At 72.4% G+C, this 19639-nt stretch carries 20 protein-coding genes; 11 read left to right on the forward strand and 9 right to left on the reverse strand.

Annotation, left to right across the window (positions count from 1 at the left end):
* Nucleotides 1-17: 17 nt before the first annotated feature.
* A complete protein-coding gene (locus tag ACZ5ID_RS20755) occupies nucleotides 18-1373 on the reverse strand; it encodes an FAD-binding oxidoreductase (RefSeq protein ID WP_468899826.1) in 1356 nt (451 codons plus the stop codon).
* Between the two features lie 187 nt (nucleotides 1374-1560).
* Here ACZ5ID_RS20755 and ACZ5ID_RS20760 point away from each other — a divergent pair, with 187 nt between their 5' ends.
* Genes ACZ5ID_RS20760 through ACZ5ID_RS20775 form a run of 4 tightly spaced genes read left to right on the forward strand, consistent with a single transcriptional unit; the run spans nucleotide 1561 to nucleotide 4374 of the window.
* Nucleotides 1561-2115, forward strand: a complete 555-nt coding sequence (locus tag ACZ5ID_RS20760; RefSeq protein ID WP_468899829.1) for a phosphatase PAP2 family protein — start codon at nucleotides 1561-1563, stop codon at nucleotides 2113-2115.
* Nucleotides 2112-3056, forward strand: coding sequence for a decaprenyl-phosphate phosphoribosyltransferase (locus ACZ5ID_RS20765; RefSeq protein WP_406553163.1), 945 nt, complete (start codon nucleotides 2112-2114; stop codon nucleotides 3054-3056). The genes ACZ5ID_RS20760 and ACZ5ID_RS20765 overlap by 4 nt, the downstream gene beginning before the upstream one ends.
* Nucleotides 3053-3478, forward strand: coding sequence for a GtrA family protein (locus ACZ5ID_RS20770; RefSeq protein WP_468899833.1), 426 nt, complete (start codon nucleotides 3053-3055; stop codon nucleotides 3476-3478). The genes ACZ5ID_RS20765 and ACZ5ID_RS20770 overlap by 4 nt, the downstream gene beginning before the upstream one ends.
* Nucleotides 3466-4374, forward strand: coding sequence for a YihY/virulence factor BrkB family protein (locus ACZ5ID_RS20775; RefSeq protein ID WP_468899835.1), 909 nt, complete (start codon nucleotides 3466-3468; stop codon nucleotides 4372-4374). Before ACZ5ID_RS20770 ends, ACZ5ID_RS20775 begins: the two co-directional genes overlap by 13 nt.
* On the opposite strand, the gene ACZ5ID_RS20780 is transcribed toward ACZ5ID_RS20775, so the two are convergent.
* Nucleotides 4328-5608: a D-alanyl-D-alanine carboxypeptidase family protein gene (locus ACZ5ID_RS20780; protein ID WP_468899838.1), complete on the reverse strand. Its 1281-nt coding sequence runs from the start codon at nucleotides 5606-5608 to the stop codon at nucleotides 4328-4330. The two genes, ACZ5ID_RS20775 and ACZ5ID_RS20780, sit on opposite strands and share 47 nt — an antisense overlap.
* 109 nt (nucleotides 5609-5717) lie before the next feature.
* Between ACZ5ID_RS20780 and ACZ5ID_RS20785 the strand changes: the two genes are divergently transcribed.
* Both ACZ5ID_RS20785 and ACZ5ID_RS20790 read left to right on the forward strand, forming a co-directional pair.
* Nucleotides 5718-6002, forward strand: coding sequence for an SCO4848 family membrane protein (locus ACZ5ID_RS20785; RefSeq protein ID WP_468899840.1), 285 nt, complete (start codon nucleotides 5718-5720; stop codon nucleotides 6000-6002).
* 159 nt (nucleotides 6003-6161) lie between these two features.
* Nucleotides 6162-7718 carry an ABC transporter substrate-binding protein gene (locus ACZ5ID_RS20790; RefSeq protein ID WP_468899843.1) on the forward strand — a complete coding sequence of 519 codons (1557 nt, stop codon included), beginning with the start codon at nucleotides 6162-6164 and terminating at the stop codon, nucleotides 7716-7718.
* An 18-nt stretch (nucleotides 7719-7736) separates the two neighbouring features.
* Here ACZ5ID_RS20790 and ACZ5ID_RS20795 read toward each other — a convergent pair whose 3' ends face one another.
* Nucleotides 7737-8465, reverse strand: a complete 729-nt coding sequence (locus tag ACZ5ID_RS20795) for a TetR/AcrR family transcriptional regulator (protein WP_468900003.1) — start codon at nucleotides 8463-8465, stop codon at nucleotides 7737-7739.
* Between the two features lie 30 nt (nucleotides 8466-8495).
* Nucleotides 8496-9761: an MFS transporter gene (locus ACZ5ID_RS20800; protein WP_468899846.1), complete on the reverse strand. Its 1266-nt coding sequence runs from the start codon at nucleotides 9759-9761 to the stop codon at nucleotides 8496-8498.
* A gap of 98 nt (nucleotides 9762-9859) precedes the next feature.
* Here ACZ5ID_RS20800 and ACZ5ID_RS20805 point away from each other — a divergent pair, with 98 nt between their 5' ends.
* Nucleotides 9860-10375 carry a MarR family winged helix-turn-helix transcriptional regulator gene (locus tag ACZ5ID_RS20805; protein ID WP_468899849.1) on the forward strand — a complete coding sequence of 172 codons (516 nt, stop codon included), beginning with the start codon at nucleotides 9860-9862 and terminating at the stop codon, nucleotides 10373-10375.
* A 77-nt stretch (nucleotides 10376-10452) separates the two neighbouring features.
* On the opposite strand, the gene ACZ5ID_RS20810 is transcribed toward ACZ5ID_RS20805, so the two are convergent.
* The 5 genes from ACZ5ID_RS20810 to ACZ5ID_RS20830 form a co-directional block, all read right to left on the reverse strand.
* The gene (locus ACZ5ID_RS20810; RefSeq protein WP_468899851.1) at nucleotides 10453-11232 is read right to left on the reverse strand and encodes a succinate dehydrogenase iron-sulfur subunit; all 780 of its coding nucleotides are present in this window, start codon (nucleotides 11230-11232) and stop codon (nucleotides 10453-10455) included.
* Nucleotides 11232-12986, reverse strand: coding sequence for a succinate dehydrogenase flavoprotein subunit (gene sdhA / locus ACZ5ID_RS20815; RefSeq protein ID WP_468899854.1), 1755 nt, complete (start codon nucleotides 12984-12986; stop codon nucleotides 11232-11234). The genes ACZ5ID_RS20810 and sdhA overlap by 1 nt, the downstream gene beginning before the upstream one ends.
* Nucleotides 12987-13017: 31 nt before the next feature.
* The gene (locus ACZ5ID_RS20820; RefSeq protein ID WP_389889530.1) at nucleotides 13018-13494 is read right to left on the reverse strand and encodes a succinate dehydrogenase hydrophobic membrane anchor subunit; all 477 of its coding nucleotides are present in this window, start codon (nucleotides 13492-13494) and stop codon (nucleotides 13018-13020) included.
* An 8-nt stretch (nucleotides 13495-13502) separates the two neighbouring features.
* Nucleotides 13503-13883 carry a succinate dehydrogenase, cytochrome b556 subunit gene (gene sdhC / locus ACZ5ID_RS20825; RefSeq protein WP_406553152.1) on the reverse strand — a complete coding sequence of 127 codons (381 nt, stop codon included), beginning with the start codon at nucleotides 13881-13883 and terminating at the stop codon, nucleotides 13503-13505.
* Nucleotides 13884-14099: 216 nt separating this feature from the next.
* Nucleotides 14100-14651, reverse strand: coding sequence for a 2-oxo-4-hydroxy-4-carboxy-5-ureidoimidazoline decarboxylase (locus ACZ5ID_RS20830; protein WP_468900006.1), 552 nt, complete (start codon nucleotides 14649-14651; stop codon nucleotides 14100-14102).
* A gap of 470 nt (nucleotides 14652-15121) precedes the next feature.
* Here ACZ5ID_RS20830 and ACZ5ID_RS20835 point away from each other — a divergent pair, with 470 nt between their 5' ends.
* From ACZ5ID_RS20835 to ACZ5ID_RS20850, 4 genes are all read left to right on the forward strand, one after another.
* Nucleotides 15122-16705 carry a family 20 glycosylhydrolase gene (locus ACZ5ID_RS20835; RefSeq protein WP_468900009.1) on the forward strand — a complete coding sequence of 528 codons (1584 nt, stop codon included), beginning with the start codon at nucleotides 15122-15124 and terminating at the stop codon, nucleotides 16703-16705.
* A gap of 54 nt (nucleotides 16706-16759) precedes the next feature.
* Nucleotides 16760-17350 carry an RNA polymerase sigma factor gene (locus ACZ5ID_RS20840; protein ID WP_468899858.1) on the forward strand — a complete coding sequence of 197 codons (591 nt, stop codon included), beginning with the start codon at nucleotides 16760-16762 and terminating at the stop codon, nucleotides 17348-17350.
* Between the two features lie 280 nt (nucleotides 17351-17630).
* Complete coding sequence (locus ACZ5ID_RS20845) at nucleotides 17631-18272, forward strand: RNA polymerase sigma factor (RefSeq protein WP_468899861.1); 642 nt, start codon at nucleotides 17631-17633, stop codon at nucleotides 18270-18272.
* Nucleotides 18272-19450, forward strand: coding sequence for a hypothetical protein (locus ACZ5ID_RS20850; protein WP_468899864.1), 1179 nt, complete (start codon nucleotides 18272-18274; stop codon nucleotides 19448-19450). Before ACZ5ID_RS20845 ends, ACZ5ID_RS20850 begins: the two co-directional genes overlap by 1 nt.
* Nucleotides 19451-19639 lie beyond the last annotated feature (189 nt).

Genomic DNA, 19639 nt, shown 5'->3' on the forward strand with positions numbered 1-19639 from the left:
TCCGGGCGGGCGGTCCTTCAGAGGTTCAGACGGCGGGAGAGGTCGGAGACGAAGACCCCGTCCGGGTCCAGTTCGCGGCGCAGGGCGCGGAACGCGGGGAGGCGGGCGTACATGGACTCCAGGACCTCGGGGCGGACGCGGGAGTCCTTCGCCAGGTAGATCCGGCCGCCCGCGCTCGCCACCTCCTCGTCCAGTGCGTCCAGGAACCCGGCCAGGCCCGGCAGGCCGGCCGGGATGTCCAGGGCCAGGGTCCAGCCGGGGAGCGGGAAGGAGAGCCAGCCGGGGTCGGCCTCGCCGAAGCGTTTGAGGACCGCGAGGAAGGACGGGCAGCCCCGGCGCGCGATCCGGTCCACCACCCGGCGCAGTGTCTCCTCCTGCCCGTGGCCCACCACGAACTGGTACTGGACGAAGCCGCCCCGGCCGTAGATCCGGTTCCAGTGCGGGACGCCGTCCAGGGGGTGGAAGAACCGGGCGATCGACTGGAGTTCCCCCGTCCGGTGCCGGGGGGCCCGGCGGTACCAGAGCTCGTTGAACGCCGACACCGAGGCGCGGGTCAGCAGGCCCCCGGGGAGGTGGGGCGGGGCGGGCGGGAGCCGGGGCGGGGAGAAGCGCAGCGGGGCCCTGCCCGCGCGTCCGCGCAGCGCCCCGAGCGGCGCGTGGTCGCCCCGGGTCAGCACCGCCCGGCCCGTCCTCGCGCCCCGGGCCAGCAGGTCGATCCAGGCCACCGAGTAGCGGTAGCGGTGGTCCGTCGCCGTCAGCCTCGCCATCAGGTCGTCCAGGTCCGCCGCCCGTTCGGTGTCCACCGTCATCAGGGACGTCTCCACCGGGTGCAGACGCAGCTCGGCGGCGAGGATCAGCCCCGTCAGGCCCATGCCGCCAGCCGTCGCGTGGAACAGCTCGTCCGAGGGGGTGAGCCTGCGGACCGCGCCGTCCGCCGTGAGGAGGTCGAGGGCGCGTACATGGCGGGAGAAGGCGCCCGCGCCGTGGTGGTTCTTGCCGTGGATGTCCGCGCCGATCGCGCCGCCGACCGTGACGTACCGGGTCCCGGGCGTCACCGGCACGAACCAGCCCAGTGGCAGCAGGACCTCCATCAGGCGGTGCAGGCTGACCCCCGCCTCGCAGACCACCACACCCGCCTCGGCGTCGATGGTCCGGACGCGGTCGAGTCCGGTCATGTCCAGGACGGCGCCCCCGGCGTTCTGCGCCGCGTCACCGTACGCCCGGCCCAGACCCCGGGCGATGGACCCGCGTGCCCCGCCCGCCAGGACGGCGGCCACCGCCTCCTCGTAATTGCGCGGGCGGACCAGCCGGGCGGCCGTCGGGGCGGTGCGGCCCCAGCCGGTCACGGGCGTCGGGGCGGTGGCGGCAGGCATGACAGCGACCGTAGCGGGGCTTCTCCGACGAGTGTGGCGTTATGCCCTGTTTGGCATGTTGCTCACCGAAATGGGTGATTGAGTGAGTGTCAAGCGGCATTGACGCGCATCCGGCGCCGCCGCCGGGGAGAGTCGCGTACGGCTGACGGCCGATCGGCGGGGCCGTCTCACGGGATTGGGGTGGCAGATGCGGTACTCCGACGCGGACCACCGGCTGCTGGCGGCGCTGCGCGACTGCGGCGCCCGGCCACGGGTGGCCGCGGTCGCCCGCGCGTTCTCGTACGCCGGGGAGCACGCGGCGGTGTGGCTGGCGGGCGGGGCGCTGGCCGCCGCCGTCGACCGGGAGCGGCGCGCGGGCTGGCTGCGCGGGGCCGCGCTGGTCGCGGGCGCGCACCTGGCCAGTATGGGCGTGAAGCGGGTGGTGCGGCGGCCCCGGCCGCTCCTGGCCGCCCGGGAGCCGCTGGTGCGCACCGCGGGGCGGCACTCCTTCCCCAGCTCGCACGCCGCCTCGGCCGCCGCGGCGGCCGTCGCCTACGGCGCGCTGCGGCCCGCCGGGGCGCGTCTGGTGCCGCCGCTCGCCGCCGCGATGTGCGTGTCCCGGCTGGTCGCCGGCGTCCACTACCCCTCGGACGTGGTGGCCGGAGCGCTCCTGGGCGGGGCCACGGCACGGCTGGGGGCACGGTGGCCGAGCCGTCCGCGTCCCCCCGTCCGGCCGCTGCCCGCCGCGGGAGCCGCCTCATGAGCCGCCCCGGCCTCGCCGTCCTCGAAGAACGGGTCGCCCGGCACCCCGGGCGGCGCGCGCTCGGCGTGCCCGCCGGCCTGCTCAGGACCGCGCGCCCCCGGCAGTGGATCAAGAACGTGCTGGTGGCCGCCGCGCCCGCCGCCGCCGGGCAGCTCGACTCGCGGCACACCCTGCGCCAACTCCTGCTGATCTTCGTACTGTTCACGGCCGCCGCCTCGGCCGTCTACCTCGTCAACGACGCCCGCGACGCCGCCGCCGACCGCGCGCACCCGCTCAAGTGCCGCCGCCCGGTGGCCACCGGACAGGTGCCGGTGTCCGTCGCGTACGCCACCGGGGGGCTGCTCGCGCTGCTCGCCCCGCTCGGCGCGGCCCTCACCTGCAACGCCATGACGGCGACCCTGCTCACCGCGTACGTGGCGATGCAGCTCGCCTACTGCGTCAAGCTCAAGCACGTGCTCGTTGTCGACCTGGTCGTGGTCACCGCCGGGTTCCTGATGCGGGCCATGATCGGCGGGGTCGCGCTCGCCATCCCGCTCTCGCGCTGGTTCCTGATCACCGCCGGGTTCGGCGCGCTGTTCATGGTCGCGGCCAAGCGGTACTCGGAAGCCGTCCAGATGGAGGGGCGCGGCGGCGCCACCCGCGCGCTCCTGGACGCGTACACCACCGGCTATCTGCGGTTCGTCTGGCAGCTCGCGGCCGGGGTCGCGGTCCTCGCGTACTGCATGTGGGCGCTGGAGAGCGGCGGTATGACGGGCGGCTCGCTGCTGCCGTGGCGGCAGCTGTCGATGGTCCCGTTCATCGGCGGAATCCTGCGGTACGCCGTCTTCGCCGACCGGGGGAGCGCGGGCGCCCCCGAGGACGTGGTGCTGCGCGACCGGGCGCTGGTGGTCATCGCGCTGGTGTGGATCGCGCTGTACGGGCTGGCGGTGTCGGATCTGTGAGGGTGCGCCGGGCCGAGCTGGCCGGCTTCGCGCTGACCGGGACGTGCGCGTACGCCGTCGACCTCGGCCTGTTCGTGTGGCTGCGGTCGGGGCTCGGATGGGACCCGGTGGCCGCCAAGTGCCTGTCCTTCGTGGCGGGGTGCACCGTCGCGTACCTCGGCAACGCCTTCGGGACCTACCGGGGCAGCCGGGCCGGGGGACGCGAGTACGCCGTGTTCTTCGCGGTGAACATCGCGGGCGCGCTGGTGCAGTTGCTCTGTCTGGCCGTCACCCACTACGGCCTCGGCCTCACCTCGCCGCGCGCCGACACGCTCTCGGGTGCCGTGTTCGGCATGGCACTCGCCACCTGCCTGCGCTTCTGGGGGACCCGGACGCTTGTCTTCCGGGCCGAGGAGGGTACTCGCACGTCATGGACTGGCTGAAGAATCTTCCCGTCGTCGGGCCGTGGATCACCCGGCTGATGCGGACACACGCGTGGCGGTCGTACGAGCGGCTCGACCGGGTGCGCTGGTCCCGGCTCGCCGCCGCGATCACCTTCATCAGTTTCCTCGCGCTCTTCCCGCTGCTCACCGTGAGCGCGGCCGTGGCCGCCGCCGTGCTGACCCCGGGCCGGGTGGAGAAGCTCCAGAACACCCTCGCCGAGCAGGTCCCAGGCATCTCCGACCAGCTCGACCTCCAGGACCTGACCCGCAACGCGGGCACGGTCGGCGTGGTCGCGGGCGCCCTGCTGCTGTTCACCGGCATCGGCTGGATCGGCCAGATGCGCGGCTGTCTGCGGGTGGTGTGGGACCGGGACGACGAGGAGGAGAACCCGTTCCTGCGCAAGCTCAAGGACGGCGGGGTGCTGGTCGGCCTCGGCGGCGCCGGGCTCGCCTCGTTCGCCGCGTCCTCGATCGGTTCGACGGCCGTGGGCTGGGCCGCCGCCCAGCTGGGTCTGGAGCACAACGGCGTCGGCCGGGTCTTCCTGGGGATCGTGGCCATCGCGGTGGCCGCAGCCGCCGACTTCCTGGTCCTGATGTACGTACTGACCCTGCTGCCCGGGGTCTCCCCGCCGCGCCGCCATCTGCTGACCGCGGGGGTGATCGGCGCGGTGGGGTTCGAGCTGCTGAAGGTGCTGCTCGGCGGCTATATGCAGGGGGTCGCGGCCAAGAGCATGTACGGGGCGTTCGGGGTGCCCATCGCGCTGCTGCTGTGGATCAACCTCACCGCGAAGCTGCTGCTGTTCTGCGCGGCCTGGACGGCCACCCCGGCCAAGGAGGACGACCCCGGCCTCACCGCTTGCGACGCACCAGCTCCGGAAGAGGCCAGCGCCGGTTGAGCAGGAACACCCCGGCGGCGACCACCAGGAGGGCGCCGGCCGCGATGCCGAAGGCGGTTGCGGCGCCACCGGAGCCGGGCCCCTTGCGGGCGGTGACGGCCGCCTTCGCGGGGTCCTGGGCGGCGGCGCTCGACGGCGGCTGCGATCCCTGCGGGGTGTTGGCCGGGAGCGCCGACCTGGGCGGCACGAGCTCGCCCACCGGGGTCACCTTGCCGGCCGCCGCGAAGCCCCAGTCCAGCAGGCGGGCGGCCTCCTTGTAGACAGCCTGCCCCTCGGAGGAGTTCGGGTTCATCACGGTGACGAGCAGCACCCGGCCGCCGCGCTCGGCGACACCGGTGAAGGTGGCGCCCGCGTTGGTGGTGTTGCCGTTCTTGACGCCGGCGATGCCCTTGTAGGGATCGAGGCCCCGCTCGCCGACGAGCAGCCGGTTGGTGTTCTGGATCTCGAAGTAGTCGCGCTCGTGGTTCTTGCCCTCGGCGCCGGGGAACTTGGCGGAGGCGGTGGAGCAGTAGTCGCGGAAGTCCTTCTTCTGCAGGCCCGAGCGGGCGAACAGGGTGAGGTCGTAGGCGCTGGAGACCTGCCCGGGGGCGTCGTAGCCGTCCGGCGAGACCACATGCGTGTCGAGCGCCTGGAGGTCCTCGGCGTGCGCCTGCATGTCCTGGACGGTCTTGGGCACTCCGCCGTTCATCGACGACAGGACGTGCACGGCGTCGTTGCCGGAGCGCAGGAAGACACCGAGCCACAGGTCGTGCACGGTGTACGGCAGGTTCTCGTGGATGGGCACGATACTGCTGCCCTCGCCGACGCCCTCCAGGTCCGCGGGGGTGACGGTGTGCACGTCGGTCCTGGGGAACTTGGGCAGCACGGTGTCCGCGAAGAGCATCTTCAGGGTGGAGGCCGGAGGCAGCCGCCAGTGCGCGTTGTGCGAGGCGAGCACCTGGCCGTTCTCCGCGTCCGCGACGATCCAGGAGCGGCCCGAGACCTCCATCGGCAGCACCGGCGCACCGGGGCCCAGCTTCACCTGGGCGCCGGGCTGTCCGAGCAGCGCGCCGCCCACGGTCGACATGGCGGCGGGCGGCGGGTCGGGGTCCCTGCGGGTCTTGCCGGGCAGGCCCTGCGTGCCGGGTTTGTCGTCGTTGGGCAGCGCCGACGCGGGCACGGCGGCGAGCGCGGGCAGCAGCGCGGCGACCGCGATCGCCAGCGCGATCCTGGCGGGCTTCTTCACAGCAGACACGGACGAGAACGTACAGGCCGAAGGTGTCGATCCGAACACCGCGGGGGTGACCCGCCGGGAGCCGCCACCCGCCCGGCTGTGCCCGCTTCGCCCCGGAGATACTGATTCCATGAAGCTCAGCAGCCGCGTCTCCTGGTTCCTGCTCGCGTTCGGAGTGTGGAGCTGGATCATCTGGATCACTTTCGTCAAGAACCTGTGGAAGGACGGCAGCGGGCTGGCCTTCGACGACGCGGGCGACCCGACGGCGTACTTCTGGGTGCACCTCACCCTCGCCGTCGTGTCCTTTCTCCTGGGGACGGGTGTCGGCCTCATCGGGTTCCGTTCCGTACGCCATCTGCGCGCCCAGGCCGCCCCCGAGGCCCCGGCCGCCGGGTCACGGACCGCTAACGACTAGCGCGGGCCCCCTTGTCACGCGCGGCTAACGAGTAGCTGTGTAGTGAAGATTTCCTCTTCCGAATGTGAAACCCGTGTGATTGGGTGAGCGCCATCACAGGGGTGCGCGAGGGGGTTCGGCACGCCCTGAAGGGTGGGGCGTTGCGAGGAGAGCACGGCGATGCGGTCGATCCGTATGCGGATTCTGGCGATTTGTGCGGTACTGGTGGTCGCCGGGGTGGGGGGATGGCAGCTACTGCCGTCCGACGGGAAGAAGAAGGACCCGATCACGGTCGGGACGACGGACGCGATCACGTCCCTGGACCCGGCCGGCGCGTATGACGCCGGCTCCTGGGCGCTCTACAGCAACCTCTACCAGACCCTGCTCACCTTCAAGCCGGGCTCGGCGGTGCCGGTGCCGGACGCGGCGCGCGGCTGCCGGTTCATCGGGCTGAAGCTGATGACGTACCAGTGCGAGCTGCGCGACGGGCTGACCTTCTCGTCCGGACGCAAGGTCACCGGGGCCGACGTCAAGTTCTCCTTCGACCGGGTGATGAAGATCAAGAGCGATGTGGGCCCGGCCTCGCTGCTCTCGTCCCTCGGCTCGGTCCAGGCCGAGGGCGGCACCGTCACCTTCAATCTGAAGACCAAGGACGCGACCTTCCCGTCCAAGCTCGCGACCGGCGCCGGGTCGATCGTGGACCGGGAGGCGTACCCGGAGAAGTCGCTGCGCAAGGGCGACGGCGTGGTCGGCTCCGGCCCGTACCTGCTCAAGGCGTACAAGCAGGGCCAGAGCGCGACGCTGGAGCCCAATCCCGACTACCGCGGCGCGGTCGGCAAGCAGGGCCTGCCGATCCAGGTGCGCTACTACGCCGAAGCCGACCAGCTCAACCAGGCGTGGAAGGGTGGGCAGGTCGAGGTCGCGCACCGGCAGATGCCGCCCAAGGTGCTCGCCAAGCTGTCGCCCGGCGACCCGGACATCCGTATCAGCGAGACGCCCGGGGCCGAGACCCGCAACCTGAACATCAACGTCCGGCCCGGCCATCCGCTGGCCAAGACCAAGGTCCGCCAGGCGCTGGCCGCGCTGATCGACCGGCCGGCGCTGGCCGCCGGGGTCTACGACGGCACGGTCGAGCCGCTGTTCTCGCTGATCCCGCAGGGCTTCACCGGCCACAGCACGGCCTTCTTCGACGCCTACCCCAAGGTGGACGTGGGCAGGGCGAGGTCCCTGCTGAAGTCGGCGGACGTGCGCACCCCCGTGAAGTTCACCCTCGCCTACCGCAAGCTCGCCGCCAACGGCGCCGAGGCGGAGCTGCTCAAGGCGCAGCTGGAGAAGGGCGGTCTGTTCGAGGTCGACCTGCTGGCCGAGGCCGACTGGACGAAGATGCAGAAGAACTACGCGGCCGGGGTCTACGACGCGTACACCGCGGGCTGGGTCGCGGACTTCCCCGACCCGGACAACTTCAGCCAGCCGCTGGTCGGCACCGGGAACAGCCTGCACACCGGGTACTCGGACAAGGACGTCGACGGCATCATCCAGCGCACCCAGCAGTACAGCGACCGGGGCCGCACCGCCGACGACTTCAAGGCGCTCCAGGACAAGATCGCCGAGGACGTGCCGCTGATCCCGCTGTGGCAGGGCAAGGACTACGTGGTGAGCAGCCGCAGCGTCGGCGGGCTGCAGTACCTGTCGGACGGAACCGGTGTGTGGCGGCTGTGGGAGCTGAACTGGATCTGAGGGCCGGTGCCCCTCGGCTCAGGACTTCCTGCGGGCCGTCGCCGCCTGGGCCATGCCCGGCAGGAAGTCCGTGAACAGCTCGTGGACCTCGTGGACGAGGGGGCGCAGCACCCGGAAGCGGGCGAGCGCGACGCCACGCGTGGTGAGTCGGGCGCCGCGCGCGGCGAGCCGGTAGCTGCGCTCGCGGCCCTCGGAGCGGTCGAACACCCAGTACAGGACCAGGCCCATCTGGGAGAGCCACATCAACTCGGGCAGCACGTCCGCGAGTTCGGCGGGGACCTTGGATTTCGTTCCCGCGAGCACCTCGCGGTGCACGTCGATCGCCGCCTCGCGGGCGTGCTGGGACTCCGGTGAGAACGGGCTGAGCGGGCTGTCGGGGTCCGCCGCGTTCTTGAAGAACTGCGCGGCGAACTCGTGGTACGGGGCCGCGATGTCCAGCCAGGCGCTCAGCACCCCGGTGAGCCGCGCCTCCAGGTCCGTCTCACGGTCCAGCACCTCCCGTACCGCCGCCTGGTGTTCGGCGGCGATCCGGTCGTAGAAGCCCTGGATCAGGTGCTCCTTGCCGGCGAAGTAGTAGTACGCGTTGCCGACGGAGACCCCGGCCTCCTTGGCGATGGCCCGCATCGTGGTCCTGTCGTACCCGAGCTCCTGGAACAGCCGCATGGCGGTCTCCAGGATCAGGGTGCGGGTCTGCTCGCCCTTGGCGGGCTCGGACCTGCTCGGGAGGAGCTCGGACTCGGCGGGCACGCGCGCGTTCTCTGCTGGCACGGCATGAGCCTAATCGGCCACGGGAGCGCCGCTGTCGCAGGTCGGCCGGTCGGGCACGGGCGCGGCCGGGGCGGGGCGCCCGAACCGGCGCACCCCCGGCACCGCGGCCGTCGCCAGACAGGCGCCGCCCACCACGACGGCCGCCGCCAGCAGCGGCACCCCGGGGCCCCAGGCGTCGGCGGCCAGGGGCGCGAGCGCGTACCCCAGGGGCATCGCCGCGAGCGAGAGGAGCCAGTCGTACGAGGTGACCCGGGCCAGCACATGGGCCGGTACGGCCGACTGCACGGCCGTCTCCCAGACCGGTGACAGAAAGCCGAGACCGGCCTGGGCGATGCCGTACGCGGCGATGACGAGCGGGGCCGGCGCGGAGAGCGCGAGCAGGGTGAGCGGCAGGGCGTAGGTGGCCAGCCCCAGGTTGGCCGTGAGGACGGGCCGCGCGGGCCGGGCCCGTCCGGCGGCCAGCGAGCCGAGCAGCAGGCCCACCGCGCCCGTCTGGAGGAAGGCCAGCCAGAACGTCCTGCCGTCGAACTCCTCGAAGGCGACGGCCGGTCCGAGCGTCATCAGCACGGCGGCGGCGCCGTTCCAGGCGGAGTGGGCGAACAGGCTGGTCCAGTACCAGTCCCGCGAGCGCACCTCGCTCCAGCCCTCCTTGAGGTCGGCGGTGAGCGAGCTGCGGGCGAGCGGCACGTGCCGGACCCGGATCGCGCTCAGCAGGGCCGCGCTGACGGCGAAGGACGCCGAGTCCAGGACGAAGGCCCAGCCGGGCCCGATGGTGAGGATGAGCGCGCCCGCGAGCGCCGGGCCGCCCACCCGGGTGGCGCTGGAGACCACCCCCATGAGCGCGTTGGCGCGGCCGAGGCCGCCCTCCCCGACCGTCCCGGTGAGCAGCGGGGCCAGTACGGGCATCGCGAACGCGGAGGCGGCGCCGCCGATCGCCTCCGCGAGCGCGATCTGCCAGAGCCGGGGCTCGCCGCCGAGCAGTTCGACGCCCACGAAGAGCTGGGTGGCGCAGCGGACGAGGTCGGTGGCGAGCGCGACGGTCCGGGCGTTGAAGCGGTCGCCGATCACACCGCCGACCGGCAGGAGCAGCAGCCGGGGGACCATCGAGCAGCCGAGCACCAGCGCGAGGTCGGCGGTGGAGCCGGTCGCCAGGTAGACGGCGAGGGCGAGCGAGGCCGGGATCACGGCGTCGCCCAGCAGGGACAGGGAGCGGCCGATGAAGAGCAGCCGGAACGCGCGCGTGCGCAGGGGATGGGGCGGAGTTGGCGGGATCATGCCGAAAATGTATTTCGGAAACTAATAATTCGTCAACGAAATATACGGAACCGAAGGAGTGGCGGTCGGATGTCCGGCCGCGTACGTACGATCAGGGCATGGAGCACGCAGAGGACGGAGCCGGGGAGCAGCGGGACTGGACCGACGGGCACGTGGAGCGCTGGCTGCCCGTGCTGCCGGGACTCGACCCGGTGGTCGAGGGCGCGGTGACCCGGATGAAGATGCTCTCCGGTCATCTGCGGCGGGTACGGGAGCGGTCGCTGGCCGACTTCGCGCTCGACCGGCCGGAGTTCGACACACTCCACAAACTGGCCGGGCGCGGCGGGACGGCGACCCCGTCCCAGCTCGCCATGGACCTGGACCTCGCGCCCGCCTCCGTCACCGGGCGCCTCGACGTGCTGGAGCGGCGCGGCTTCGTCCGCCGGACGCCCTCCACCACGGACCGGCGGCGGGTCCACGTCGAGCTGACCGAGGCCGGCCGGGCGGTGTGGCAGGGCGCGATGGACATGCTGGGGGACGAGGAGTCCCGGGTGCTGGGGGCGCTGTCGCCCGGTGAGCGGGAGCTGCTCAACGACATGTTGCGGCGGATCATGGTGGTCGCCGAGGGGCGCTGAGCCCCGCGCCCGGCACGTCCGAGGCCCCGCCTCCCGGAGACGGGGGGCGGGGCCTCGGACGTGTACCGCTCAGGTGATCAGAAGCGGCGCGTGATCAGCGCGCGCTTCACTTCCTGGATCGCCTTGGTGACCTCGATGCCGCGCGGGCACGCGTCCGTGCAGTTGAACGTGGTGCGGCAGCGCCACACGCCGTCCTTGTCGTTGAGGATCTCCAGGCGCTGCTCCCCGGCCTCGTCACGCGAGTCGAAGATGAAGCGGTGCGCGTTGACGATCGCCGCCGGGCCGAAGTACTGGCCGTCGTTCCAGAACACCGGGCACGAGGACGTGCACGCGGCGCACAGGATGCACTTCGTCGTGTCGTCGAAGCGCTCGCGGTCCTCGGCCGACTGAAGACGCTCGCGGGTCGGCTCGTTGGTGTCCTTCGTGATGAGGAAGGGCATCACGTCGCGGTACGCCTGGAAGAACGGGTCCATGTCCACGACCAGGTCCTTCAGGACCGTGAGGCCCTTGATGGGCTCGACCGTGATCGGCTTGTCCGGGTTGATGTCCTTGATCAGCGTCTTGCACGCGAGGCGGTTCTTGCCGTTGATCCGCATCGCGTCGGAGCCGCAGATGCCGTGGGCGCAGGAGCGGCGGAAGGTGAGCGAGCCGTCCAGATCCCACTTGATCTTGTGGAGACCGTCGAGCACACGCTCCTTCGGGTCGATCTCCAGCTGGAAGTCCTGCCACGTCGCCTCGGCCGAGACCTCCGGGTTGAACCGGCGGATCCGGAAGGTGACCGTGATGTACGGCGAGTCACCGAAGCCGGGCTCCGGCGCGCCTGCCTTGTCGGCCTTGTCCAGGGTCGGGGTTGCCATCAGTACTTACGCTCCATCGGCTGGTAGCGGGTCTGGACGACGGGCTTGTAGTCGAGTCGGATCGAGTCCTTGCCGCCGTCCGCGACCTCGCGGTACGCCATGGTGTGGCGCATGAAGTTGACGTCGTCGCGGTTGGGGTAGTCCTCGCGGTAGTGACCGCCGCGGGACTCCTTGCGCGCCAGGGCGGAGACGGCCATGACCTCGGCCAGGTCGAGCAGATTGCCCAGCTCGATGGCCTCCAGCAGGTCGGTGTTGAACCGCTTGCCCTTGTCCTGGACCGAGACGTTCTGGTAGCGCTCGCGGAGCTCCGCGATCTTCTCCACGGCCGTCTTGATCGTCTGCTCGGTGCGGAAGACCATGACGTTGGCGTCCATGGTCTCCTGGAGCTCCTTGCGGATCACCGACACCCGCTCGGTGCCGGTCGACGAGAGCAGGTTCTTGACCTGCGTCTCCACCAGCTCCGCCGGGTTGGCCGGCAGCTCGGCGAAGTCGGCCTTCGCCGAGTACTCCGCCGCCGCGATGCCCGCGCGCTTGCCGAAGACGTTGATGTCCAGGAGCGAGTTGGTGCCCAGCCGGTTGGCGCCGTGCACCGACACACACGCGACCTCGCCGGCCGCGTACAGGCCCGGGACGACGGTGGTGTTGTCCGCCAGGACCTCACCCTCGACGTTGGTCGGGATGCCGCCCATGGCGTAGTGCGCGGTGGGCTGGATCGGGATCGGGTCCGTGTAGGGCTCGATACCGAGGTACGTACGGGCGAACTCCGTGATGTCGGGCAGCTTGGCGTCCAGCTGCTCCGGCGGGAGGTGGGTGAGGTCGAGGTAGACGTGGTCGCCCTCGGGACCGCAGCCGCGGCCCTCACGGATCTCGGTGTAGATGGAGCGCGAGACGACGTCACGGGACGCGAGGTCCTTCATGACCGGCGCGTACTTCTCCATGAAGCGCTCGCCGTCCTTGTTGCGGAGGATGCCGCCCTCACCGCGGGCGCCTTCCGTCAGCAGGATGCCCATGCGCCAGATGCCCGTCGGGTGGAACTGGAAGAACTCCATGTCCTCCAGCGGGATGCCCCGGCGGTAGCAGGCGGCCTGGCCGTCACCGGTCAGGGTGTGCGCGTTGGAGGTCACCTTGAAGAACTTGCCGGTGCCGCCGGACGCGTAGATCACGGACTTCGCCTGGAAGACGTGGATCTCGCCGGTCGCGAGCTCGTACGCCACCACACCGGCGGACGTCTTGACGCCGTCGACCTCGGTGATGAGCTGGTCGAGCACGTAGAACTCGTTGAAGAACTCCACGCCCTCCTTGACGCAGTTCTGGTACAGCGTCTGGAGGATCATGTGGCCGGTGCGGTCCGCGGCGTAGCAGGACCGGCGCACCGGGGCCTCGCCGTGGTTGCGCGAGTGGCCGCCGAAGCGGCGCTGGTCGATGGTGCCGTCCGGGGTCCGGTTGAACGGCAGGCCCATCTTCTCCAGGTCGAGGACGGCGTCGATGGCCTCCTTCGCCAGGATCTCGGCGGCGTCCTGGTCGACCAGGTAGTCACCGCCCTTGACCGTGTCGAAGGTGTGCCACTCCCAGTTGTCCTCCTCCACGTTGGCGAGCGCGGCGGCCATGCCGCCCTGCGCCGCGCCCGTGTGGGACCGGGTGGGGTAGAGCTTGGTCAGCACCGCGGTGCGGCTGCGCTTCGTCGCCTCGATGGCGGCGCGCATACCGGCGCCGCCGGCGCCGACGATGACGGTGTCGTACTTGTGGATCTTCATCAGAGAATTCCTCAGTCCCTCAGCCCGTGGCCTAGCGGATGTTCGGGTCGAAGGTGAAGATCACCAGCGTGCCCAGCAGGACGGTGAACACCGTGGCGGTGTAGAGCAGCATCTTCAGCCAGAAGCGGGTGTTGTCCCGCTGCGCGTAGTCGTTGATGACCGTGCGCAGGCCGTTGGCGCCGTGCAGCATCGCCAGCCACAGCATGGCCAGGTCCCAGACCTGCCAGAACGGGTTGGCCCAGCGGCCCGCCACGAAGGCGAAGCCGATCTTGGAGACGCCGCCGTCGAGCACCAGCTGGATGCACAGGTGGGTGACGACGAGGACCACCAGGACGATGCCGGACAGCCGCATGAACAGCCAGCCGTACAGCTCGAAGTTGGTACGGGTCGACTTCGGCGTCTTCTTGGTCCGCTTGCGCGGGGCCTCGATGAGCGGCGCGGGGTTGTCGGCGTCGTACAGGCCGGTGGCCTCGACCTCGCCGATCGCGGAAGTGGTTTCGGCAGACATGTCAGTCCTCAGCTCCCGAACAGTTCACGGGTGGCGTGGCCGAGCACCGGGTACAGCGCGCCGACCATCAGAATGAGCCAGATGATCACCACGGACCACAGCATCTGCTTCTGGTAGCGGGGGCCCTTGGCCCAGAAGTCGACCGCGATGATGCGGAGACCGTTGAGCGCGTGGAAGAGGATGGCGGCGACGAGGCCGTACTCCAGAAGCGCCACGATCGGCGTCTTGTAGGTAGCGACGACCTTGTCGTAGTCCTCGGGGGAGACACGCACGAGAGCGGTGTCGAGGACATGGACGAACAGGAAGAAGAAAATGAGGACACCGGTGACTCGATGAGCCACCCACGACCACATACCTTCCCGGCCGCGGTACAGCGTTCCAGCCGGCACGGAAAAACCCTCCGGGAGCGGGGACTAGGGCCGGCCGGCTTGACTGTCGGTCTGACCCGGCCGGGTACGGTCCACCGGCCCCGGTCATCGTAGCGACGAGATGTCGGTTCGTTCGCGCGGGGTCCTCAGGTGTGATCAAACAGGCAATCAATCAGCCACGGACGGGCTAGGGAGCGGCTCGGAGGAGCCGTCACGGGGCCGGTGGTGGGGGCGGGTTCAGCGGGACGCGCCCGCGGTGTCCGGTTCCAGGTGGTTGGTCAGGAGATGGGTGATCCGGGCGCGGGCGAGTCGGCGCAGCTCGTCGGCGGCGATGGCCCGCTCCTCGTCCCGTTCGTTGGTCATCCGTACCCGGATGCCCCCGAGCAACTCGTTCAGGTGTTCGGTGGGTCGTCGCCCCTCCAGGCAGATCACGAAGGCGTGCCCGAACCGGCTCTCGTACGCGGCGTGTGCCGCCCGCAGCGCGGTGTGGGCCGACTGCGGGGCCGTGGCGGCGAGCCCGGGCGAGCGCTCCCGGGCCAGGGCCTCGGTGAGGTCGTCGGGGGAGAGGTCGTAGCCGGCCTCGTCGGCCGCCGCGAGCAGCGCGTCCAGATCCGGGTAGGGGCGGTGGGCGGCCACCCGCTGGGCCCAGCGGCGGCTGGCGCAGCAGTCGAGCAGCGCGGCCTCGGCCACCGGCGCCGGGGCGCGGTTGAACCGCGCCAGCCCGTCCCCGGCCGGTGCGCGGTCCGGCGGACCGGCGGCCTCACCCGTCGGCTCGTACCGGACCGGAATGAGGGGATTCGCGGGGAGCTGGCCCGGTACGGCCGGGCGGCCCGGGGTGCGGGGAGTGTGATGGAGTGGCGGCGGTCGCTTCCGGGGGCCGGCGTGGGATTCGCTGGACAGCGTGGGGCTCCTCGAAACGGACGGCGAACGCGGCCGGTCAGGGCTTCGGGCGCGTGCCGGTGGGAGACAGCGATACCAAGGACAAGCTGAGACGAGCTGAGACAAGCGGAGACAAGCGGAGAGGCGGGAGGTGAAGGAGGGGTGGGAGTGCCGCCACGCTATCGACGCGGGGTGGAGGGCGCCCGACGGTTGCGCGAATTTCACCCGGACGTGAGGGGTGCACTGCGCATAGTGGACGACTCCCGGGTTTTCCGCCGTGCCTTCGCCGTGCTTGTTCCCGTATGGGAGGATTCTGAGTGATGTCGCAGTCCAGGAGTGCCGGCGGCGCCGACGGCGCCCGGGGTGAGCGGACGGCCCGGATGAGCCGGGGCGCCCTGGTCGCCCGTGTCGCCGTGGCGGCCGTGGCCGCCCTGGTGCTCACGGTGCTGGTCTGGCCCGAGGACGACACCCACGGCGGCCACGGCGGCCGGGTCGACCCCAAGCCGGGTGCCTCCCCCTCGCCCGCCCAGATCTACCCGATCTCCTCGCCGCCCCGCACGATCCCCTCCGTACGCCAGCACGAGCCCGCCCGGGGCCCCGGCTTCCGGCCCGTCGCCGCCACCCGGATCGTGGTGCCCACCGGCAGCGAGACGCTGGCGGACGAGGCGCAGCTGCTCGCGGAGGAGCTCGACAGGCCGTACGCGCAGGGGGCCGCGCCCCGGGCCGGGGACATCGAGCTGGCGCTCGCCCCCAGGGCCGGGGCCACCCCCGAGTCGTACGCGCTGACCGTCCGCGACCGGACCGTGCGCATCACCGGCCCCGACGAGGCCGGGGTCTTCTACGGAACCCGCACCCTCAAGCAGGCGCTGAGCGACGGCGGGGTGATGCCCGAGGGCGTCGTCGAGGACTGGCCCGACCGGCCGCAGCGCGGCCTCAACCTCGACATCGCCCGCAAGCCCTTCACGGCGGGCTGGATCGAGAGCCGGCTGCGGGAGATGGCCGACCTCAAGCTCAACCAGCTCGGTCTGCACTTCTCCGACGACCAGGGCTTCCGCATCGAGTCCTCCTCGCACCCCGAGGTCGTCTCGCGCGACCACCTCAGCAAGCGCGAGGTCGAGCGGATCGTCGCGCTCGCCCGGCGGCTGCACATCGAGGTGGTCCCGGAGATCGACTCGCCCGGCCACCTGGGCGCGGTGATCCAGGCGCACCCGGGGCTCGCGCTGCGCGGCGCGAGCGGGCGCACGGTCCAGGGCGCCGTCGACATAGCCAACCCGGACGCGGCGCGGATCGTCGACGACCTGCTGCGCGAGTACGCGGACCTGTTCCCCGGCGCGTACTGGCACCTCGGCGGTGACGAGTACCTGGCGCTGACCGCCAAGGACCCGGCGGCCTCCTACCCGGCCCTCGCCGAGGCCGCCCGCGCCAAGTACGGCCCCGAGGCCGGCATAGCGGACTTGGCGACCGGGTGGCTCAACGACCGGGCGGCGGCGCTGCGCCCGTACGGCAAGAAGTTCAAGGCCTGGAACGACGGCTACTTCAAGGGCACCTCCGTCGCCCCCGACCCGGCCCGCGAGGTCGAGTACTGGACCGGCAAGGAGCTCGGCGCCCGCGCGCCCGAGGAGTACCTCGCGGAGGGCCGCAGGACGGTCAACCTCAACGACGAGTACCTGTACTACGTCCTGGGCGAGCCCAACGCCTTCAAGTACCCCACCGGCCGGCGCATCTACCAGGAGTGGACGCCGCTGGTGCTGCGCGGCACCAAGCCCGTCCCCGACCGCTACTCCGGCCAGGTGCTCGGCGCCCGGCTCGCCGTCTGGTGCGACTACGCGAACGCCCAGACCCAGGACCAGGTGGCCCGGGGCATCCGGATGCCGCTGCGCGCCCTCGCCCAGAAGCTCTGGGACCCGCGCACCCCGGGCCTGGAGTGGGAGGACTTCAAGGAGCTCGCCGACAAGCTGGGGTGAGCCCCGCGCGGGCCCGGAAGTGACACTTCCGGCCGCCCGCGCGCAGAACAGACCATGGGGGGCGGGGGCCGGCACCGTGGCCGGATACGGAGCGACGACGCGGAGCTCGGGGCGGCCGTCGCGAAGGCCCAGGAGGGCGACGAGCGGGCCTTCGCCGTCGTCTACCGGCTGGTCCATCCCGGGCTGCTCGCCCAGACGCGGTCGCTGGTGGGCACCGAGGCCGAGGACGTGGCCTCCGAGGCCTGGCTGGAGATCGCCCGTGACCTCGGGCGGTTCCGGGGCGACGGGGCGGGCTTCCGCGGCTGGGCCGCGACCATCGCGCGCCACCGCGCCCTGGACCATCTGCGCCGCCAGAAGCGCAGACCGAGGACGGTCGGGCTCGACCAGGAGGCGCTGGAACTGCCCGGCGGCCAGGACACCGCCGAAACCGCCCTGGAGTACCTCTCCACCCACCGGGCGCTCCAGCTGATCGCCACCCTGCCGCGCGAACAGGCGGAGGCGGTGCTGCTGCGGGTGGTGGCCGGCCTCGACGGGGTGGCGGCCGGCCGGATCCTCGGCAAACGCCCCGGGTCCGTCCGCACCTCGGCGCACCGGGGGCTGCGGCGGCTCGCGCAGGGGATGGAGCCGGGGGCGGACCGGCCGTGACGGGGGCCGCGCCCGCGCGCGGGCGGCTCCGCGCGGAAGGACGGCCGGGGCCGCCACCCCCCACAGGAGAGGCCCCGGCCGTCTTCCGTCGGGGCCGTGTGGCGACCCCGTACTCCTCTCAGCGCCGTGACTGCGTTTTCTGTCACACCGCGCTCCGTCAGTGAATTGTTGCGAGTTGTACAAGTAATGGACTTAACCGCCGCCGAGGCCGTAGCGTGCTCCTTCGCGCCGGTCGGCGCGGCAGCCAGACCAGCTGCGACACCAGGGCAAGGTGCGGGGAGTGCAGGGGGAAGACGCGGAGCTGACCGCCGCGATACTCGCGGCACAGGGCGGCGACGAGAGCGCGTTCCGTGCTGTGTACCGCGCGGTGCATCCACGGCTGCTCGGCTACACCCGCACGCTCGTCGGCGAGTTCGACGCGGAGGACGTGACGTCCGAGGCGTGGCTCCAGATAGCGCGGGACATCGAGCGCTTCAGCGGCGACGCGGACCGCTTCCGCGGCTGGGCCGCCACCATCGCCCGCAACCGGGCCCTGGACCACATCCGGATGCGCGGCCGGCGCCCCGCCGTCGGCGGCGACGAGACCGAGCTGACCGGCCGCCCCGCCGACTCCGACACCGCGGGCGAGGCGATGGAGGCGCTCGCCACCGGACGTACGATGGCGCTCATCGCGCAGCTCCCGCAGGACCAGGCCGAGGCCGTGGTGCTGCGGGTGGTGGTCGGGCTCGACGCCAAGAGCGCGGCCGAGACCCTGGGCAAGCGGCCGGGCGCGGTCCGCACGGCCGCGCACCGCGGCCTCAAGCGGCTGGCCGAGCTGCTGGGCGGGGAGAGCGGCCCGGCGGATCTCGGCGGGGTGCCGCCGCAACGGAATCGGTCGTGCGGTGTGACGCAATCGGGCGCGCCGACGCAGAAGGACATGTGATGGCCGACGAGCGCCACGAATGGCTGGACGAGGACGCCGCGGAGCGGTTGCTGCGCGGCGAGAGCGTCGTTCCCGCCGACGACCGCGCCCGCGAGCAGGCCGAACGGCTCTCCGCGGTGCTGCGCGTGCTGGCCGGCCCGGACGTACGCCAGAGCATGGACGCCCCGGCCGCGGCCCGGGAACTGCCGGGCGAGGCCGCCGCGCTGGCCGCGTTCCGCCGCGCCCGCGCCGAGGCGTACGCCCCCGCCGTCGCACCGGCGGACACCGTCGTACAGGTAGGGCGCGAGCCGCGCGGCACCCGTGCGCCCCGGCGTCGGCTGCGCCCGGTCCGCTTCGGTCTGGCCGCGGCGATCGCCGGATGCGCCCTGGGCGGAGTGGCCATGGCCGCCGGGACCGGGGTGCTGCCGGGCCTCGGCACCGCCCACCCCGAGCCGGTGTCGTCCGTGTCGGCCGCCGCGACCCCCTCGCCGATCGCCTCGGACTCCCCGTCCCGGCGCACCGGCGCTCCCGTCGGCCCGCAGTCGCCCACCCCCGGCCGTACGCCGTCGGGCCGGCCCAGCACCCCCGGCACCACCGCGCCGGGCACCGCGCAGACCCCGAGGACGACGCCGGACCCGGGCGCCCCGGACGGCGACAAGCAGGGCGACTGGGCGGCCGAGAAGGTCGAGTACTGCCGCGACTACCGCGCCGGACGCATCGACCAGGCACACCGCCGCCGGCTGGAGATCGCCGCTCTGGGCGCCGCCCGGGTGAAGCAGTTCTGCGACGGCGTGATCGAGCAGGCCGAGCGGGGCGGCAAGGGCTCCGGTGGCAAGGGCGGCTCGGGCGGCAAGGGCTCGGGCGGCAAGGGCGACTCCGGCGGCTCCGGCGACGACAAGGGGGACGGCCCCGGCGGTCACGGCGGCGCCTCCGGCGGCCGGGGTGGCCGTGACGGCTCTGTCCTGAAACTGCCTACCGTGAGCTGGTCCACACCGCCCGCCGACGGCTCGCCCGCGCTCCCGGGCCTGCCGGCCCTCCCCGACATCAGCAGCCCGGCCCTGCCGCCCGCCGTGCCGGACGTTCCGCCGACCTCCCGTGCGCACCTCGCGCCCCCCGCGCGCCCCGCGCTCGCCCCGGCGGACGCGGCCGTGCGGGGCGCCGGCCAGCCGCTCGCACACCGGCTCGAACGACAGGTGTGACACTTTTCGGCCCGCCGACGCAGTAGGAAGTGAGCCGACTGGTCATCGGCGGCGCACAGAGCCGGGGTTCCCCCCGTACCCAAGGCTCGGCGCGAACGGCGCGGGCGGGACACGTTCCCCCGGTCCCGCCCGCGCCCTCCCCCTTCCGGCCGGACAGCGACCGGACAGCGGCCGGCCCGGCGACCGGAT

The sequence above is a fragment of the Streptomyces sp. NPDC031670 genome, assembly GCF_055580545.1.

Bases quoted from the DNA above. Each gene is read 5' to 3' on its own strand.
- ACZ5ID_RS20805 (WP_468899849.1), top strand. From the start codon at position 9,860: ATGGAGCACGCAGAGGACGGAGCCGGGGAGCAGCGGGACTGGACCGAC.
- ACZ5ID_RS20800 (WP_468899846.1), bottom strand. From the start codon at position 9,761: ATGATCCCGCCAACTCCGCCCCATCCCCTGCGCACGCGCGCGTTCCGG.
- ACZ5ID_RS20850 (WP_468899864.1), top strand. From the start codon at position 18,272: ATGGCCGACGAGCGCCACGAATGGCTGGACGAGGACGCCGCGGAGCGG.
- ACZ5ID_RS20775 (WP_468899835.1), top strand. From the start codon at position 3,466: ATGGACTGGCTGAAGAATCTTCCCGTCGTCGGGCCGTGGATCACCCGG.
- ACZ5ID_RS20785 (WP_468899840.1), top strand. From the start codon at position 5,718: ATGAAGCTCAGCAGCCGCGTCTCCTGGTTCCTGCTCGCGTTCGGAGTG.
- ACZ5ID_RS20790 (WP_468899843.1), top strand. From the start codon at position 6,162: ATGCGGTCGATCCGTATGCGGATTCTGGCGATTTGTGCGGTACTGGTG.
- ACZ5ID_RS20810 (WP_468899851.1), bottom strand. From the start codon at position 11,232: ATGGCAACCCCGACCCTGGACAAGGCCGACAAGGCAGGCGCGCCGGAG.
- sdhA (WP_468899854.1), bottom strand. From the start codon at position 12,986: ATGAAGATCCACAAGTACGACACCGTCATCGTCGGCGCCGGCGGCGCC.
- ACZ5ID_RS20765 (WP_406553163.1), top strand. From the start codon at position 2,112: ATGAGCCGCCCCGGCCTCGCCGTCCTCGAAGAACGGGTCGCCCGGCAC.
- ACZ5ID_RS20840 (WP_468899858.1), top strand. From the start codon at position 16,760: ATGGGGGGCGGGGGCCGGCACCGTGGCCGGATACGGAGCGACGACGCG.
- ACZ5ID_RS20760 (WP_468899829.1), top strand. From the start codon at position 1,561: ATGCGGTACTCCGACGCGGACCACCGGCTGCTGGCGGCGCTGCGCGAC.
- ACZ5ID_RS20820 (WP_389889530.1), bottom strand. From the start codon at position 13,494: ATGTCTGCCGAAACCACTTCCGCGATCGGCGAGGTCGAGGCCACCGGC.
- ACZ5ID_RS20835 (WP_468900009.1), top strand. From the start codon at position 15,122: ATGAGCCGGGGCGCCCTGGTCGCCCGTGTCGCCGTGGCGGCCGTGGCC.
- ACZ5ID_RS20755 (WP_468899826.1), bottom strand. From the start codon at position 1,373: ATGCCTGCCGCCACCGCCCCGACGCCCGTGACCGGCTGGGGCCGCACC.